Raw genomic sequence first — 15,787 nt, 5'->3', positions numbered from 1 at the left:
AGACTGTCGAGGAAGTACTGCTCAAGTACTGACGAAGGACTACCGGACACGACGACGGAGGCAGCGCGGTGTCGGATTCCAGGACCCCGGCGCAGATCGAGGCGGACATCGTCCGCAGGCGCGGGCAGCTCGCCGAGACGCTGGACGAGATCGGGGTGCGGGTGCACCCGAAGACGATCGTCGGTGACGCGAAGGCCCGGGTGGTCTCCAGTGTGGATCACACGGCCGGACGCGCGTTCGTCGCGGTGAACAGGGTGGTGTCGGGGGCGCGGGCGCCGTTCATCGGGCTGGACGGCGGACCACGGCTGGAGCGGCTGGTCCCGGTGGCGCTGATCGCCGTCGGGGTCGTGGGGCTGCTCGCGGTGTCGATGCGGCGGCGCAAGGACTGACGGCGCGGGACACCGACGGTCCGGGCCGGACGGGGTCCGCGGTCGGCGTACGGCTTGCTTGCCCCTATGGCGTACGGCACGGACGTAAGCAGGTAGGTTCTGGGTTGTGAGCGAGAACCCCCGCAGCCAGCACGACAAACTGCCCATCCGCATGCTCCATGACCGTGTCCTGGTCAGAACGGACATCCCGGAGGGCGAACGGCGCTCGTCCGGCGGCATCGTCATTCCCGCGACAGCGGCGGTCGGCCGGCGGCTGGCCTGGGCCGAGGTGGTGGCCGTGGGGCAGAACGTACGGACGGTGGAACCGGGGGACCGGGTGCTGTACGACCCCGAGGACCGGGCCGAGGTCGAGGTGCGCGGGGTGGCGTACGTACTGATGCGGGAGCGCGATCTGCACGCGGTCGCCGCCGACCGGTTCGAGGGTTCCGAGGACTCCACCGGGCTTTATCTGTAGTCGGTCACCGGCCACCGGCCATCGGCTGTTGGCGCCGGTCGCCGGTCGCCGTCTCTCGCCCCAGCCGGGCCAGTGTGACGCCGGGCCGGGGCGACTCCGGCCGGCATCCGGTCATCCGCCCAGAGCGGAGATTCTTCCGCGGGCCGGGCTCTCGCCCGTCTCCCGCCCCGAGCCGTCCGCTTCCTCGCGACGGACTCCTCCCCGACGGACTCCTCCGTGACGGACTCCCCTGCGGTGGGCTCCTCCGCGACCGGCTGCTCCCTCTCCGCCGATTCCTCCGCCGCCCGCCCCTCCGCCGCCCGCACGTCGGCCCCGGGCGCCGCGCCCGATGAAGCCTTCGGTCCTGCCGATGTCGGCGGTTCCGTCCCCGGAGCCCACGCCTCCAGGGACGGAACCGCCGCTCACACCGTGCTGCTGCGACGACTGCCCCTGCGCTGCCTGTGCCTGTCCCTGGAACTGTCCCTGGCCCGGTGTCCGGCCCGTACGGTCCGGGCGAGCCTGGGACCCCTGCCCTCCGGAGACAGGGGCGCCGGCACCGCTCCCGCCCGTCGGGCCATTGGCCGGGACTCCGGGCCGGGCGCCGGACCAGTCCTCCGACTGCCCCGGTGACTCCTGCTCCTGCCCCTGCTCCCCGTCGCCGTCCCCGTCCCCGGAACCGGACCCGCCCCCCTCCGACCGGTCCCCGGTGTCGCCCGGCGCTCCGCCGCCGAATTCGCCGAACGGATCGGACCCGTCCTCCGGGGAGAACATCTCCTCGGCGCCGTTGTCCAGCCGCAGATCGAAGTCCTCGCTCTGGGTGTCCCTGAGGGCGGTGGCCGTGAACCGGCCCCAGATCTCCGCCGGCGGTCCGCCGCCGTTGATACGGTCCTGGCCCAGCGCCCCGTACAGCGGTCTCTGCGCCGCGGTCTTGGGATCGGCGCCCATCATCGCGACGACCGTGGCCAGGTCAGGGGTGTAGCCGGCGAACCAGGCCGCCTTGTCGTCCTCCGCCGTGCCCGTCTTGCCCGCGGCGGGACGGCCCGCCGAGAGGGCCGCGGTGCCCGTGCCGCCCTCGACGACTCCGCGCAGCACCGCGGTGGTGGTGTCGGCGGCCTCGCGGCTGATGACCTGCCGGGGTTCCTGGTGGGGCAGATCGATCTTCGTACCGTTCCTGCTGATCTTCTGGACCAGGGTGTAGGTGCCGTGTCTGCCGTGGTTGGCGAGCGTCGCGTACGCCTTCGCCATGTCGAGCACGCTGGCGCTGGCCGGGCCGAGCGCGATGGAGGGGGAGGCCCTCAGATCGGGCGTGTTGCTGGGCAGACCGAGGGCGATGGCGGTGTTTCTGACGGTGGCGGGGCCGATGTCCTGGGCGAGTTGCGCGTAGACGGCGTTGACGGACTTGTCGGTGGCCTCGCGCAGGGAGAGGGGACCGTAGTTGATGTGGTCCTCGTTCGCCGGGGCGTAGCCGGTGGGCCCGTCCACGCCCTCGACCATGCGCTGGTTGTTGCCGTCGTAGACGGTGTTGGGGGTGATGGGCTCGCCGTACCGGGTCCGGGAGTTGTTCTCGACGGCGGCGGCGAGGACGAAGGGTTTGAAGGTGGAGCCGACCTGGTAGTCGCGGCGGGTGGCGTTGTTGACGTACTGCTTGGTGTAGTCGATCCCGCCGTACATGGCGACGACCTTGCCGGTCGCGGGGTCGATGGAGACGCCTCCGACGCGCACGTTGCGGTCGGCCGCGCGGCCGGTGTCGAGACGGCTGAGGACGATGTCCTGGACGGCCTCGCCGAAGGCGTCCTGCTTCTCCCGCTCCAGCGTGGTGGTGATGCGATGGCCGCCGGAGGCCAGGGTGCGCTCGTCGATGATCTTGTTGCTGACGAGATAGTCCTCGACGGCCTGGACGACATAGCCGCGCTGTCCGGAGAGCCCGCTGCTGGAGTGTCTGACCTCGTTGGGTACGGGGAAGGCGAGCGTGGCCCGGACGGCCGGGGTGAGCCAGCGCTCCTTGACCATGCCGTCGAGGACATAGTTCCAGCGGGCCTCCGCCGCCGGCCGGTTCTCCGGGTGGACGACGACGTCGAAGTCGCTGGGCGCGTTGAGCAGCGAGGCCAGATAGGCGCCCTCGGCGAGGTTGACGTCCTCGATCTCCTTGCCGTAGTACGCCTGGGCGGCGGCCTGGATGCCGTAGGCGTTGCGGCCGAAGTAGCTGGTGTTGAGATACCCCTGGAGGATGGTCTTCTTGCTCTCCTCGCGGTTGAGCTTGATGGCGATGAAGAGTTCCTTGGCCTTGCGTACGACGGTCTGTTCCTGGCCGAGGTAGTAGTTCTTGACGTACTGCTGGGTGATGGTGGAGCCGCCCTGCGTGCCCTTGCCGGTGACGGTGTTCCAGACGGCGCGGACCATGCCCTGGGGATTGATGGCGGGGTCGCTGTAGAAGCCGCGGTCCTCGGCGGCGAGTACGGCTCGCTGGACGGCCCTGGGCACCTGGGCGAGCCGGATGTTCTCGCGGTTGATCTCGCCGTCGCGGGCGATCTGGGTGCCGTCCGCGTACAGATACAGATTGGACTGGAGGGTGGCCGCGGTGTTGGCGGCCGGGATGCCGACGAGGTGGTACCCCGCGATCAGGCCGCCCCCGAGGAGCAGTGTGCCGAACAGGAGTGTGCCCAGCAGCGTCCGCCGGGTGGGGAGGAGTCTGCGCGGGCCGGTACGGCGGGGACGGTCCTTTTCCCGGCTCTTCTTCCGTGGTGCCGGGAAGCGGGAGATCGTGGGGGCGGGGGTCGAGGGGTCCCGAGGGGCCCAGCCCTGCTGCTGTGACACGTCTGACACATCGCTCATAAGTGTGGAGACTCCTCGGCCGCGGCCGGGGGATTCGCCCTCTCCGGCATAACGGTGTCGTATCAGGCGATTCACGGCGCAGCCCCGAGAAACGCTGTGCGGCCCCATGAAGCCCCCTGAAACAGGGCCAGAACGGCTGAGCGCCGTTGGCCCGACAGCGGGTCCCGCACCAGCTCGATAACCGGTCGCGACGGCTGATCCCGGTGGACTAGGGTCGTGCGCTTTGGTGCCGGGCGCGGAGCGCCGGGTGCCGGGTGCCCGGTCCGGTGCCGGATGCCGCCGGTACGGACTGGTGCGTACCGGTACGGAACGGTGCAGTCCGGCGCAGTCCGGTGCGGACCGGTGCAGTCCGGTGCAGATCGGTGCGGATGATACGAGGGAGCTGAGGTGTGGTGCGGCTGTATGTCGTGGTGGCCGCGGGTGGGTTCCGGCGCTATGCCACGTATCGGGTGGCGACCTTGGCGGGAGTGTTCACCAATACGGTCTTCGGCTTCATCGTGGCGTACACCTATACCGCTCTCTGGGACGAGCGCCCGGGGCTCGGTGGTTACGGCCTCTCCCAGGCCGTCACCTATGTGTGGCTCGGTCAGGCGCTGCTGATGACCTGCGCCATGATGGGCGGCGGTTTCGAGGACGAGCTGGTCGAGCGGATCCGTACGGGTGACATCGCCGTCGATCTCTACCGGCCCGCCGATCTCCAGCTGTGGTGGTTGGCCGGGGATCTGGGCCGCGCCGCGTTCCATCTGCTGGGGCGCGGGATCCTACCGATGGTGCTCGGTTCGTTCGCCTTCGAACTGGCGCTCCCCACCGATCCGCTGATCTGGCCGGCGTTCCTTCTCGCCGTGCTGCTCGGGGTCGTGGTCAGCTTCGCGATCCGCTTTCTTGTCGCGCTCTCGGCGTTCTGGCTGATGGACGGGGCCGGGGTGGCCCAGATGGCGATGCTGGCCGGGATGTTCTTCTCCGGGCTGCTGCTGCCCCTCAATGTCTTCCCCGGTCCGCTGGGCGAGGTGGCGCGGGCGCTGCCCTGGTCCTCGCTGCTCCAGGTCCCGGCGGATGTCTTCCTCGGCGTGCACACCGGATGGGATCTGGTCTGGGCGTACGCGTTCCAGGCGGGCTGGGCGCTGGCGCTGCTGGCGGTGGGGCGGCTGCTCCAGTCCGTCGCGACACGGAGGGTGGTGGTCCAGGGTGGCTGACGAAGCGGTGGCGGGGGAGGGGGCGGGAGCCGAGGTGGGGCCGGAGGCCGGGGTGGGCTCGGGTGCCGGGGTGGAGACGGGGGCCGGCGAGGTGCCTGTGGAGGCGTCTGCGCAGGTACCCGCGCAGGTACTCGTACAGGTATCCGCACAGGCGTCAGCGGAACGGTGGGTTCCGAGGCTCTCGCGGCGGGCCGCCCTGCGGGACGGTCTCCGGGCGTACGGCCTGATCGTCGCGATGTGGATGCGTTCCACGATGGCGTACCGCGCGTCCTTCGCGATGACGGCGTTCGGGAACTTCGCGGCGACCGCCTTCGACTTTGTCGCGATCCTGCTGATGTTCACCCATGTGGACGCACTGGGCGGCTACTCGCTGCCGGAGGTCGCCTTTCTCTACGGGACGTCCGCGAGCGCCTTCGGCCTCGCCGATCTGCTGCTCGGCTCGATGGACCGGCTGGGCAGGCGGGTGCGTGACGGCACGCTCGACACGCTGCTGCTGCGGCCCGTACCCGTACTGGCGCAGGTGGCGGCGGACCGGTTCGCGCTGCGCCGGCTCGGCCGGGTCGCCCAGGGGCTGCTGGTGCTGGTCTACGCCCTGGTGGCGCTGGACATCGACTGGACGCCGGTACGGGTGCTGATGCTGCCGATGATGGTGGTGAGCGGCGCGGCCATCTTCTCGGCGGTGTTCGTGGCGGGCGGGGCGTTCCAGTTCTGGGCGCAGGACGCCGCCGAGGTGCAGAACTCGTTCACGTACGGCGGGACGACGCTGTTGCAGTACCCGCCCACGGTCTTCGCGAAGGACCTGGTGCGCGGGGTGACGTTCGTGGTGCCGCTGGCCTTCGTCAACTGGCTGCCGGCGCTGTATGTCCTCGGCCGCGAGGACCCGTTGGGGCTCCCGGACGCGGTCGCGTTCCTGCCGCCGGTGGTGGCGGGGGCGAGCTGCGCGCTGGCGGGAGTCGCGTGGCGGGCGGGGCTGCGTACGTACAGGAGTACGGGGAGCTAGGTGAGCCGGGGCCTGTCCTTTCGGGTCGGGTCGGGTCGGAGCGGGGACCGGGTGGAGCGGAACGGAGCGTTGATGAGTACGAGTACGAGTACGGACGGCCTGGGCGGTGACCCGGACTTCATCGAGCTGGACGGCATCGAGAAGGTCTTCGACGTACGGCGCAGAGCGGGCCTGCTGCGCCGCGAGAAGCATCAGGTACGGGCCGTCGACGGCATCAGCTTCCGGGTGCCGCGCGGCGAGATGGTCGGCTACATCGGCCCGAACGGCGCGGGCAAGTCGACCACCATCAAGATGCTCACGGGCATTCTGACCCCGAGCGGCGGACGGCTGCGCGTCGCGGGCATCGATCCGTCCCGGGAGCGTACGCGGCTGGCGCAGCGTATCGGCGTGGTCTTCGGGCAGCGCACCACGCTCTGGTGGGATCTGCCGCTGATCGACTCGTACCGGCTGATGCACCGGATGTACCGCGTCCCCGACGCGCGGTTCCGGGTGAACCTGGAGCGGTGCGTCGAACTCCTCGATCTGGCCGCGCTGTTGGACGTACCCGTACGGCAGCTCTCGCTCGGCCAGCGGATGCGCGGCGATATCGCGGCGGCCCTGCTGCACGACCCCGAGGTGCTGTATCTGGACGAGCCGACCATCGGGCTCGATGTGGTCTCGAAGGCCAGGGTCAGGGAGTTCCTGCGGGACCTGAACGCGGAACGCGGCACGACCGTCCTGCTGACCACCCATGATCTGACGGATATCGAGCAGCTCTGCAAGCGGGTGATGGTCATCGACCACGGCCGGCTGCTGTACGACGGCGCTCTCGCCGGGCTGCACGAGGTAGGGGAGAGCGAGCGGACGCTCGTGGTCGATCTGGAGCGTGAGCTTCCGCCGATCGAACTGGCCGGTGCGCGGACGGTCAGGGTGGAGGGACCGCGGCAGTGGCTCTCCTTCCCCGCGACGGAGTCGGCGGCGCCGCTGGTCGCCCGGATAGCGGCGGAGTATCCGCTGGTCGATCTCTCGGTGCGGGAGCCGGACATCGAGGCGGTCATCGCGAAGATGTACGCCGATCGATCAGCTGTGTGACGCGGGCCCCGGCGGTGACTACTCTGCTGCCATGACGAGTGAACGGCCTGATCCAGGCCCCGGTTCCAGCCCTGGCTCCGGCGGTCCGGTTTCCGGCCCCGGTCCCGGTCCCGACCTCCGTTCCGGTCCTGGCTCCGGCTCCGGTTCCAGCTCCGACCTCCGTTCCGGTCCCGGCTCCGGCCCTGATACGCGTGCCTCCGATGCCGAGCGGGAGCAGATCGCTGAGCGGCTGCGCGAGGCCGTGGCCGAGGGCCGGCTCGACATGGAGGAGTTCGGCGAGCGACTGGAGGCGACGTACAAGGCGCGCACCCATGGCGAGTTGGCGCCGCTGGTACGGGACCTGCCCGCGCCCGGTACGACGACGGACATGGCGCTCCCGTCCTCGTCGGGCGGCGGTGTGAGCACCTGGTCGGACCGGATCGGCAAGGGGCCTGCCACGTCCAAGGGCGCCTTCGCGTTCTGGGGCGGGTTCGGGCGCAGGGGCACCTGGACGGTGGGCCGGACGTTCACGGCGGTCGTTCTTCAGGCGGGCGGCGAGATCGATCTGCGCGAGGCGCGGTTCGAGGACCGCGATGTGGTGATCCGCTGCTTCACGATCATGGGCGGTGTCCATGTCGTCGTGCCGCCGGACATGGATGTCGAGGTCAGGGGCTCCGGCTTCATGGGCGGCTTCGGCGAGTTGGGCGACCCCGAGGTGAGTCCCGGCTCGCCACGGGTGATCGTCACCGGGTTCGCGCTGATGGGCGGGGTCGGGGTGGAGCGCAAGATCAGGGAGTCGGAGAAGCGCCGGCTCAAGGAGGAGCGGAAGCGGGAGCGGCTGGAGAAGAAGAGCCGCAAGGAACTGGACTGACCGGCGCACGTGGGCGCCGGCACACGTGGGCGCTGTAGGAGCGCCGGCGCACGTGGGCGCTGTACGAGGCGGCGAGCGGTACGCGTCGGAGCTGGCCTCGTCCCCTCGTCCCCTCGTCCCCTCGGGCCGGGCTGGGCCGGGTGGCGTCCGTACGCCTCCGGGCCGAGCCGTCGCCTCAGAGCCGGGTCCGGACCTGGCCGCCCTCCAGCGCCGCGAGATCGAGCGAGCGGCCCATCGCCTCGTAGCCCGCGTCGCTCGGGTGCAGACCGTCCCCCGAGTCGTACACCGGCCTGAGCCGGTCGGGCGCGTAAGGATCGCGCAGCACCCGGTCGAAGTCCACGACGGTGTCGAAGACCCCGCCGTATCTGATCTCCTCGTTGATCCGCGTGCGTACGGACTCGGCGGCGTCGTTGTATCCGCCGTACGCGCCGAAGGGCGCCAGCGTCGCGCCGATGACGCGTACCCCGTGGGCGCGCGCCTGCCGGGTCAGTTCCCTGAGCCCGGCCGTGACGGCGGCGGGATCGGCGACACCGCCGCGCAGGATGTCGTTGACACCGAGGTCGATGACGACGACCTCGACCCCGGCCCGGCCGAGGACATCCCGTCGGAAGCGGGAGAGCCCGCTCTCGCCGCAACCGCGCCGCGACTGGTCGGCCAGGACGCGGTTTCCTCGGATGCCCTCGTTGAGCACGCCGATGTGCTGCTCGCGCAGCCGGGCGGCGAGCGTGTCGGGCCAGCGGTGGTTCGCGCCGTGGCGGGAGCCGTCGCCGTCGGTGATCGAGTCGCCGAAGACGGCCACCGCGCCCGGCGAGTCGCGGTTGAGTACGTCGACGGCGGTGAGATAGCGCCAGAAGCCGGTCGGCTCGGTGTACGCGGCGCCGTCGAGGTCCTCCGTACGGTCGCCATGGGCGAGGTACGAGGTCTGGAGCGCCAGCGGGTGGTAGGTGACCGGGCCGCCGGGCGCCGGAGTGTAGAGCGTGATCAGCAGATCGCCGTCGTACGGGACCGGCAGATCCACCGGGTCGCTGATGATCTGCCCGCGTGGCGGCACGGTCACGGAGGACTGCCGGGCGAAGGTCAGTTTCCGCATGGTGCCGGCGACGGCCTCCGCGCCGCTGCCGCTGCCGCCGCGGCTGCCGCTGACGCTCCCGCTGTGACCGGCTCCGCCCTTGCCGATGGCGATCGAGGCGTGGCCGATCAGCAGTGCGGTGGGGCTGTAGAGGTTGGAGAGGGTGACCCGGACACCGGTGCCGCCGATGCTGGTGTGCACGACGTTACGGATGGAGCGGCCGGGGTGGCCGGTCGGTGCGCCGGGTTCGGCCCCGGCGGGGGCGGCGGCCCAGGTGCCGGTCCAGGGGTCGCTGGAGACGGGGGCGGCGTCGCCGAGGCGGATACGGTCCTGTGCGCCGGGCGCCCACCAGACGCCGCCCTCGCCTCCGCCGCCCTTGCCTGTCCCCGTGCCTGTGCCCGTGCCTCCGCCCGTGCCGGGGCCGTCGAGCAGGGCGAACCCGCCGATGATGGCGCCGCATACCAGTGCCACCACCCCCATCAGCGCCCCGAGCAGCGCCCATGCGCGGAGTCTCGCCATGCCTCGATGTCCCCTCGTGTTCTCCTGGCACCTCGCCTGGTACTTCTTCTGGTTCCCGGTGTACGTCGGTGCGGAAGACATCATCGGGTATCGCGATCCGATAGCGCGCGGGAACTCGACGTGCGTCCCGGGAGTACCTCAGGCAGAGACAATGCGTATGGGCGGGCTTCGCGGGCCGCGGGCTCGCGGGCTGCGGGGCACGACACGTACGCGGACGGGTGGAGCGGAATGGAACGTACGGATCCGGAGAGAGCGGCGGAAGCAGGGGACGGCGGAGGCGGCACCGACGGCGGTGTCCGTCGTGACGGCAGTGACAACGGTCACGGTCCGGGGCCTTCGGGTCCGTCCGCGCTGCCCGGCGGCTCGCCCGCGTCCGGCGCCTCCGACGCGTCCGGTGAGCGCGCCGGAACCGGTACGTCCACGTTCGACGGTCCTGGTACGTCCACTGCCCCCGGCGTGTCCACCTCTCCTGGCGCGCCCGATGCGTCCGCCTCCGCCGCCGCCGCGCCCGGCGGATCCGCCGGCCCCCGCAGGCGCTCCCCTGTCGGCGCCACCCTCGGCTCGTTCTCGTACACGGCCGCCGACGAGGAGAAGCGGCGCGGCGTCCGCCGGATGAAGACCACCGCCACCGGTCTGCTGCTGCTGGTGGCCCTGATCTATGTCCTCGCCACCTGGGCGAAGAACTCCGGCGCGGGCGGCTGGACGGGCTATGTCGCCGCCGCGGCGGAGGCGGGCATGGTGGGCGCGCTGGCCGACTGGTTCGCGGTGACGGCGCTGTTCCGCCACCCGCTCGGTCTGCCCATCCCGCACACCGCGATCATCCCGAACAAGAAGGACCAGCTCGGGACCTCGCTGGGCTCGTTCGTGGGGGAGAACTTCCTCTCGGCCGAGGTGGTACGGACCCGGCTGCGCGCCCTCGGTATCGGCGGCCGGCTCGGCACGTGGCTGGCCGAACCGGCCCATGCCGACCGTGTCACCGCCGAGCTGTCCACGGCGCTGCGCGGCGCCCTGAGAGTGCTGCGGGACTCCGACGTACAGGCGATCGTCGGCGAGGCGATCACCCGCCGCGCGGACGCGGCCGAGGTCGCGCCGGGTCTCGGCAAGACCCTGGCGAGAATCGTCACCGACGGCTCGCACCATCGAGCGGTCGATCTGATCTGCGTCCGCGCGCACGACTGGCTGGTGGAGCACGCGGACTCGGTGATGGACGCGGTGCAGGGCGGTGCGCCGGGCTGGACGCCGCGTTTCGTCGACCGCAAGGTCGGTGACCGCGTCTACAAGGAGCTGCTGCGCTTCGTCACCGAGATGCGCGACATGCCCGACCATCCGGCGCGCGGTGCCATCGACCGCTTCCTGCGGGACTTCGCCGTGGACCTCCAGTCGGACACGGAGACCCGCGCCAGGGTCGAACGGCTGAAGTCGGATCTGCTGGGACGCCCCGAGGTGCAGGACATCATCGCCTCCGCCTGGGCGTCCATACGCGCGATGATCATGTCCGCGGCGGAGGACGACCGGAGCGAACTGCGTCTGCGCGCGCGTGCCTCGCTGCTCTCCCTGGGCGCGCGGCTGGCGACGGACGGCAGGCTCCAGGGCAAGGTGGACGGCTGGATCGAGGACGCGGCGGGGTACGTCGTCTCCACGTACCGCGGCGAGATCACATCCCTGATCTCGGACACCGTGCGGAGCTGGGACGCCGCCGACACATCGAAGAAGATCGAGGCGAATATCGGCCGCGACCTTCAGTTCATCCGGATCAACGGCACGGTGGTCGGCGCGCTCGCGGGCCTGCTGATCTATACGGTGGCGCACGCGCTGGGCGCGTGATCCGGACTCTGTCGTCCGCTCACGCGCCCAGCCCACCATGGGGGAGTTGCCCTTGAATACGGAGGGCGGGGCGGCCCCGTTCAGCGGCGCCGGAAGAGATCACCCTCTTCCTTCCCTCTCCTCCCGGCCCTCTTCTCCCACTTCGCTCAGCCGGCCGCGCGGCGGGTCACCGTCCAGGACGCGGCGGCGACGGCGCCCGCCACGGTGAGGACGGCGGGCCAGGCTCCGATCTTCTTGGCCAGCGGATGCGAACCGGCGAAGGCGGCGACGTACGCGGCGCTCAGCGCCACCGCGGTCTTCGTGCCGCCGGTCCGCTGCCACTGGCGGGCGGCCACGGCGCCCGCGGCGGCGAGGGCGACACCGCCGAGGGGGCGCTTCTTGGTCCACTGGGCGATCCCGTATCCCCCGACGAGCCCGCCCGCCGCCGCGCCCGCGGCCACGGCCGCCGATGGAATCCTGACGGGTGTCGCTGCTGCCGCTGCCGTTGCCATTGTCTGCCGCCTTCGCCGCTCTTCAGGTCTCCTGACATGACCGAGCCTAACCAGGACGGTATGAGCCCGGAGGGGCCTGAACCGGAAGGGCCTGAGCCGGACGATACGAGCCGAACGATACGAGTCGGGCGGCATGAGTCGGACGGTATGCCCGGAACGCAACCGAGGACACAAGAGATCGTCACAGTCCGTCGGCGCGTGTCCACTTCCGACGGGGCGCGGGCAGTGAACCCCCATGCCCAGGACCACCGCCGCCGACGCGGCCATCGCTCAGCTGTCCCGTACGCAAATGCGCCTGGCGACGTCCGGCCAGCTACGGGCCACCGGCCTCGCCGCCAGTACCGCCGCCCGCCGCTGCGCGCCGGGCGGACCCTGGCAGCGGCTGCTGCCCGGCGTCGTCCTGATACAGACCGGCGAACCTGATCCACGCCAGCGGCTGCTCGCCGCGGTGCTCTACGCGGACGCCGGGACGGCCGCCCTCTCCGGTGAGAAGGCGGTCCTGACGGGCGAGGCGGCGCTGTCGCTGTACGGAGTGCGGGGTGCGACGGCCGGACGGGCCGACGTCCTGGTCGAAGCGCGCCGCGGTCTGCGGGACAGGTCGTATGTACGCTTGCGCCGCACGAGTCGCTGGCCGCCGACCCTGCTGGTCAACGGCATTCCCTGTGTACGGCCGGTCCGCGCGGCGTCCGACTTCGCCGCCCACGAACCGTCCACGGAACGGGTACGCGCGATCCTCGCGACGACGGTCCAGACATGCAGCTGCCACCCGGAGGACCTGCACGCCGAACTCCGCGCCTCGCACGCCCTGCGCAACCCGGCGGTCCGCGCGGTCCTGGACGAACTCCGCGCGGGCACCCGCTCCATCGCCGAGGGCCAGGCCCGCGACACCCTCCTCGCCGCCGGCCTCCCCCACCCCCTCTGGAACCCGCTCCTCCTCACCCCCACCGGCACCTTCCTCGCCCGCCCGGACGCCTACTGGGCCCACGCCGGAGTGGCCCTTGAGGTCGACTCGGAGGAATTCCACCTGGGCGTCACCGCCTACCGCGCCACCCTCCGCCGCCGCCTCCTCCTGGAAGCCCACGGAGTGGACGTGGTCAGCGCCGTCCCCGCCCTCATCCGCGACCACCCCGAAGAACTGGTAGCCGCGGTCCGCACCAAACTCCACCAGGCCAAATCCCGCCCCACCCTCCCGAACGTCATCATCCGCCCATACCTCTGACCACCCCACCCACAAACCGCCCCCACGCATCCTCCCCAAACACCAGCCGCCCCCCACCCGGGTCCTTGGAATCCCGCACCGCAACCCCGCCAACCAGCAACGCGGCCTGCACACACTCGGTCGTATTGCCGCCGCTGTAGGAGGACTTGAACCATCGAAGAGCGACTGTGGACTGGGGCACCGTAACCATCACATCTCCTCGCGAACACGCTGGATTACGGCCGATGAAGCGGCCATATCCAACGCTTGTGCGCGGAGGTAGTCGAACGCAAGCAGGTGGCTGAGCTGTTCACGCATGATCTGCCGCGAGCCGACGACACGGCGGATCACCGACTCATCGAGGATCGCCCAGAGCTGACGCCGCCGGGTCGTGGTCCTCGCTGACATGGGAGAAGCCTTCCATTTCCAAGCCGGTCATCCGCTGCCCAGCCAACAGTTCAGCGATGGCGCGGAGGGAGCGTCGGCACTTGCGGACGAGACGCAGCTCGCGGTGACCGAACTCGCGACGAACGTCGTGAAGCACGTCGGTGCGGGTGTTTCGTCAACGCCGGTCCTGGAGCCGGGCGCGGGCAGGCCGTGCGTTGAGATGCATGACACGAGCCCTGTGCTGTCAGTGCTGAAACAGGTCGCCTGCGGGGAGGGGTGCGGCAGGGGGCTGCATTTGCTGGCGGCGCTGGCGATGGACTGGGGGACGGTCGTCACCGCCACAGGCAAGGCGGTCTGGTGTGAATTCCCACTGGGCCGGCACGGGCAGTGCCTCAAGTCCGACCGCGCGTCAGCGATGCTGGCCGCGTACCGAACCCTTCCAGGTGTCCTGGCGGTACCAGGTGGCGTCGGCCTGCCACGCGGACGAGTCCCCGACCGATCTGATCGGGGACCTCCTCCACTGGGTAGCTACCCGGGGCGGAGACCCGGACGCAGTACTCGACCGTGCCCAGATGCACTACGAGGCCGAAGCCGCGCAAAGCAGAGGCTTGATCGCAGTCACCACTTCCGGTGACGAATGTCGGGGCGTCGGGGCAGTCCGCTCCGCGGAACCCGGATCGTGACGCAAAACCGTCTACTGCCAGCCGGCCGTCAACGGAGTCGGCCGCGCAGGGGTGATGACGAACCCTTAGCTCGCGTTGTCGAGTCAAACGCCGGTGTCGGTCCTGGCCTGGCTGGTAGCCGCACGCAGGACCACGGCCACGTCGTTCATCAGTCCCTGCTCGTGCAGCTTCAAAGCCATCCAGAGGACGTCACCCTCCCGGCGCTCCCGGCCGTAGACGTGCAGCAGGGTATCCGCGAGTTGATCGCGCTTCTCGGCGCGGAGAATCTTGGCGGACATGGCGCCCTCCACGGGAGTCAAGGTGCCCACAGTGTCGAGCAACATCGCCAGAGCGGCGCCCGGATCGCCTGCGTCTTGAAGACTCGCTGCTTGCTTGGCGATCTGGCGGGCGGCGCGGACGTCGCTTGAGCGCCGCTGCCGGTCCCTCTCTCGCCGGGGGACCGGCAGCGGCGTTTCACGCCGCTGTGCAGTCGTGAGCTGTGCTCGAAGGCCGGCTTCGGCCGCCTTCAGCTCCTCGTTTTCTTTGGCCAAAACGCGATTTCGCTGCCGCGTCTGACGACAGGTTCCACAGCGAGTCGGCTCAGCAGAGCCATGGAGACTGAGTACTTGCTGCCGTGTCATGCCGCCAGGATTGTTGCCTGCCGTCGCCACGGCCAAGTCGTAAAGAGCCTCTACGAACTTCGCGTTCGGGAGCATATTGCCGTTGAGGTAGCGCGAAATCTGCCCCTTTGTGACGGTGTGCCCCTTCTCTGTCAGGCGAAGCGCGGTTCCGGCCTGAGTGCAACTGCCCAGGCAGCTGTACAGCTTTTTCAGCGCATGGACCAGTTCCAGCCTGCCTGGGGGCAGGTCTTCTCTGATCCTGGTGCCTACTTGTCCCGCTCGCACGATTTGCCTCCCCCTTTGGTGTGATGCTGCCGTGAAGACCGATTGTGCATGACGAGGCGGCGCGGTGTGTCGTTGGATGTTGTCGCGTTCGGGCGCAACATCCAAAAGATCTGGACATCCGAGTTGCTATAGGCAATGAATGGTTTCCCGGGGCAACCCGAGTCAGCGGCCGAAAGGGTGCGGTGTATATGCCGATTTGTGCTGCCCGGTGCGTTGCTGGCCTCGAACTGTGCTGTTGATCGGAGAGAAGGCATGGCAATGCTGCCATCGTGGCAGAACGGCAAACTTGGCGGTAAAGTGCGCGCCGCTCTCTGGCTGGAGGCCGAGGTGGGGGAGGGCAACATCTTCACCAAAGCGCAGCTTCGCCAGGCTTTCCCTGAAGTCGCCCAGATCGACCGGCGTTTGCGTGATTTGAGGGATCACGGCTGGCGGATCGACACCAGCCGCGATGACCCGGCGCTGAAGCAGGAGGAGCAGCGCTATGTCACCAAGGGTGCGGAGGTGTGGATTCCGGGTCAGGCCAAGGTCGCGCGACACAAAGGTAGTCTGACCAGCCCTCAGCGCATCAAGGTCTGGCAGAGTGACAACTTCATGTGCCGCACCTGTGGAATCGGTGCAGGTGAGGAATACGAGGAGGGGAGTGATGTTCGGTCACAGTTGAATGTGGCAAGGCGAAAAGTTGTACTGCATGACGGATCCGTAGAAGTGCAGATGGTGACCGAGTGCAAGCGTTGTACATCGGGGACCGCGGGCGAGGCGCCGGTCGATCTCGCGGATGTGCTCGGCAGGATCGATTCTCTCTCGCCTTTGGAGAAGCAGGCGTTGACGGCTTGGATCGCCGCAGACCGACGCACTCAGGGGTCCCTGGAGAAGCTGTGGGGGGCGTACCGGACCTTGCCGTCAGCCTCACGTGAGACTGTCCGTAAAGCAGTGGCCGGCGAAGACAACCAGTGAACAGGATCGG

At 69.9% G+C, this 15,787-nt stretch carries 14 protein-coding genes and 1 pseudogene; 9 read left to right on the top strand and 6 right to left on the bottom strand.

The window, feature by feature from the left end; all coding sequences use genetic code 11:
* Positions 1–68 precede the first annotated feature (68 nt).
* Together ACWGDX_RS09580 and ACWGDX_RS09575 are read left to right on the top strand one after the other, a co-directional pair.
* On the top strand, positions 69–389 hold the full coding sequence (locus tag ACWGDX_RS09580; protein ID WP_363083886.1) for a DUF3618 domain-containing protein: 321 nt from the start codon (positions 69–71) through the stop codon (positions 387–389).
* A 151-nt stretch (positions 390–540) separates the two neighbouring features.
* On the top strand, positions 541–843 hold the full coding sequence (locus ACWGDX_RS09575; protein ID WP_046506547.1) for a GroES family chaperonin: 303 nt from the start codon (positions 541–543) through the stop codon (positions 841–843).
* A 111-nt stretch (positions 844–954) separates the two neighbouring features.
* Here ACWGDX_RS09575 and ACWGDX_RS09570 read toward each other — a convergent pair whose 3' ends face one another.
* On the bottom strand, positions 955–3,645 hold the full coding sequence (locus ACWGDX_RS09570; RefSeq protein ID WP_453623983.1) for a transglycosylase domain-containing protein: 2,691 nt from the start codon (positions 3,643–3,645) through the stop codon (positions 955–957).
* A 401-nt stretch (positions 3,646–4,046) separates the two neighbouring features.
* On the opposite strand from ACWGDX_RS09570, the gene ACWGDX_RS09565 reads away from it, so the two are divergent.
* The 4 genes from ACWGDX_RS09565 (at position 4,047) to ACWGDX_RS09550 (ending at position 7,768) form a co-directional block, all read left to right on the top strand.
* On the top strand, positions 4,047–4,847 hold the full coding sequence (locus ACWGDX_RS09565; protein WP_453623981.1) for an ABC transporter permease: 801 nt from the start codon (positions 4,047–4,049) through the stop codon (positions 4,845–4,847).
* Between the two features lie 196 nt (positions 4,848–5,043).
* The gene (locus ACWGDX_RS09560) at positions 5,044–5,847 is read left to right on the top strand and encodes an ABC transporter permease (RefSeq protein WP_453623979.1); all 804 of its coding nucleotides are present in this window, start codon (positions 5,044–5,046) and stop codon (positions 5,845–5,847) included.
* Between the two features lie 72 nt (positions 5,848–5,919).
* Positions 5,920–6,918 (top strand): ABC transporter ATP-binding protein, encoded by a 999-nt coding sequence (locus ACWGDX_RS09555; RefSeq protein WP_453623863.1) that lies wholly within the window; start codon positions 5,920–5,922, stop codon positions 6,916–6,918.
* 31 nt (positions 6,919–6,949) lie between these two features.
* The gene (locus tag ACWGDX_RS09550; protein ID WP_453623861.1) at positions 6,950–7,768 is read left to right on the top strand and encodes a DUF1707 SHOCT-like domain-containing protein; all 819 of its coding nucleotides are present in this window, start codon (positions 6,950–6,952) and stop codon (positions 7,766–7,768) included.
* Positions 7,769–7,943: 175 nt separating this feature from the next.
* Here the strand turns inward: ACWGDX_RS09550 and ACWGDX_RS09545 are convergent, their stop codons facing one another.
* Entirely contained in the window at positions 7,944–9,356 is a 1,413-nt protein-coding gene (locus ACWGDX_RS09545) for an SGNH/GDSL hydrolase family protein (protein WP_453623860.1), read from the bottom strand.
* 228 nt (positions 9,357–9,584) lie between these two features.
* Here ACWGDX_RS09545 and ACWGDX_RS09540 point away from each other — a divergent pair, with 228 nt between their 5' ends.
* On the top strand, positions 9,585–11,180 hold the full coding sequence (locus ACWGDX_RS09540) for a DUF445 domain-containing protein (RefSeq protein ID WP_453623859.1): 1,596 nt from the start codon (positions 9,585–9,587) through the stop codon (positions 11,178–11,180).
* Between the two features lie 146 nt (positions 11,181–11,326).
* On the opposite strand, the gene ACWGDX_RS09535 is transcribed toward ACWGDX_RS09540, so the two are convergent.
* Positions 11,327–11,671, bottom strand: coding sequence for a hypothetical protein (locus ACWGDX_RS09535; protein WP_453623858.1), 345 nt, complete (start codon positions 11,669–11,671; stop codon positions 11,327–11,329).
* Between the two features lie 235 nt (positions 11,672–11,906).
* Between ACWGDX_RS09535 and ACWGDX_RS09530 the strand changes: the two genes are divergently transcribed.
* Positions 11,907–12,890: a hypothetical protein gene (locus ACWGDX_RS09530; protein ID WP_453623856.1), complete on the top strand. Its 984-nt coding sequence runs from the start codon at positions 11,907–11,909 to the stop codon at positions 12,888–12,890.
* Here ACWGDX_RS09530 and ACWGDX_RS09525 read toward each other — a convergent pair.
* The 3 genes and pseudogenes from ACWGDX_RS09525 to ACWGDX_RS09515 form a co-directional block, all read right to left on the bottom strand.
* Entirely contained in the window at positions 12,871–13,080 is a 210-nt protein-coding gene (locus tag ACWGDX_RS09525) for a DUF397 domain-containing protein (RefSeq protein ID WP_453623854.1), read from the bottom strand. The genes ACWGDX_RS09530 and ACWGDX_RS09525 overlap by 20 nt on opposite strands.
* Positions 13,080–13,247: pseudogene (locus ACWGDX_RS09520) on the bottom strand (Scr1 family TA system antitoxin-like transcriptional regulator); the annotation flags it as partial. The gene ACWGDX_RS09525 and the pseudogene ACWGDX_RS09520, both read right to left, overlap by 1 nt.
* Positions 13,248–14,022: 775 nt before the next feature.
* The gene (locus tag ACWGDX_RS09515; RefSeq protein ID WP_453623852.1) at positions 14,023–14,823 is read right to left on the bottom strand and encodes a hypothetical protein; all 801 of its coding nucleotides are present in this window, start codon (positions 14,821–14,823) and stop codon (positions 14,023–14,025) included.
* Positions 14,824–15,075: 252 nt separating this feature from the next.
* Between ACWGDX_RS09515 and ACWGDX_RS09510 the strand changes: the two genes are divergently transcribed.
* A complete protein-coding gene (locus ACWGDX_RS09510) occupies positions 15,076–15,777 on the top strand; it encodes a hypothetical protein (protein ID WP_453623851.1) in 702 nt (233 codons plus the stop codon).
* Positions 15,778–15,787 lie beyond the last annotated feature (10 nt).

It is taken from the genome of Streptomyces sp. NPDC055025 (assembly GCF_053608565.1).
The sequence above is the reverse complement of the archived record's forward strand: the minus strand, read 5'-3'. Positions and strand labels throughout refer to the sequence as shown.

Excerpts from the sequence above, each read along its gene's own strand:
- ACWGDX_RS09530 (WP_453623856.1), top strand. The coding sequence starts at position 11,907 with ATGCCCAGGACCACCGCCGCCGACGCGGCCATCGCTCAGCTGTCCCGT.
- ACWGDX_RS09525 (WP_453623854.1), bottom strand. The coding sequence starts at position 13,080 with ATGGTTACGGTGCCCCAGTCCACAGTCGCTCTTCGATGGTTCAAGTCC.
- ACWGDX_RS09535 (WP_453623858.1), bottom strand. The coding sequence starts at position 11,671 with ATGGCAACGGCAGCGGCAGCAGCGACACCCGTCAGGATTCCATCGGCG.
- ACWGDX_RS09510 (WP_453623851.1), top strand. The coding sequence starts at position 15,076 with ATGGCAATGCTGCCATCGTGGCAGAACGGCAAACTTGGCGGTAAAGTG.
- ACWGDX_RS09575 (WP_046506547.1), top strand. The coding sequence starts at position 541 with ATGCTCCATGACCGTGTCCTGGTCAGAACGGACATCCCGGAGGGCGAA.
- ACWGDX_RS09550 (WP_453623861.1), top strand. The coding sequence starts at position 6,950 with ATGACGAGTGAACGGCCTGATCCAGGCCCCGGTTCCAGCCCTGGCTCC.
- ACWGDX_RS09545 (WP_453623860.1), bottom strand. The coding sequence starts at position 9,356 with ATGGCGAGACTCCGCGCATGGGCGCTGCTCGGGGCGCTGATGGGGGTG.
- ACWGDX_RS09540 (WP_453623859.1), top strand. The coding sequence starts at position 9,585 with ATGGAACGTACGGATCCGGAGAGAGCGGCGGAAGCAGGGGACGGCGGA.
- ACWGDX_RS09555 (WP_453623863.1), top strand. The coding sequence starts at position 5,920 with ATGAGTACGAGTACGAGTACGGACGGCCTGGGCGGTGACCCGGACTTC.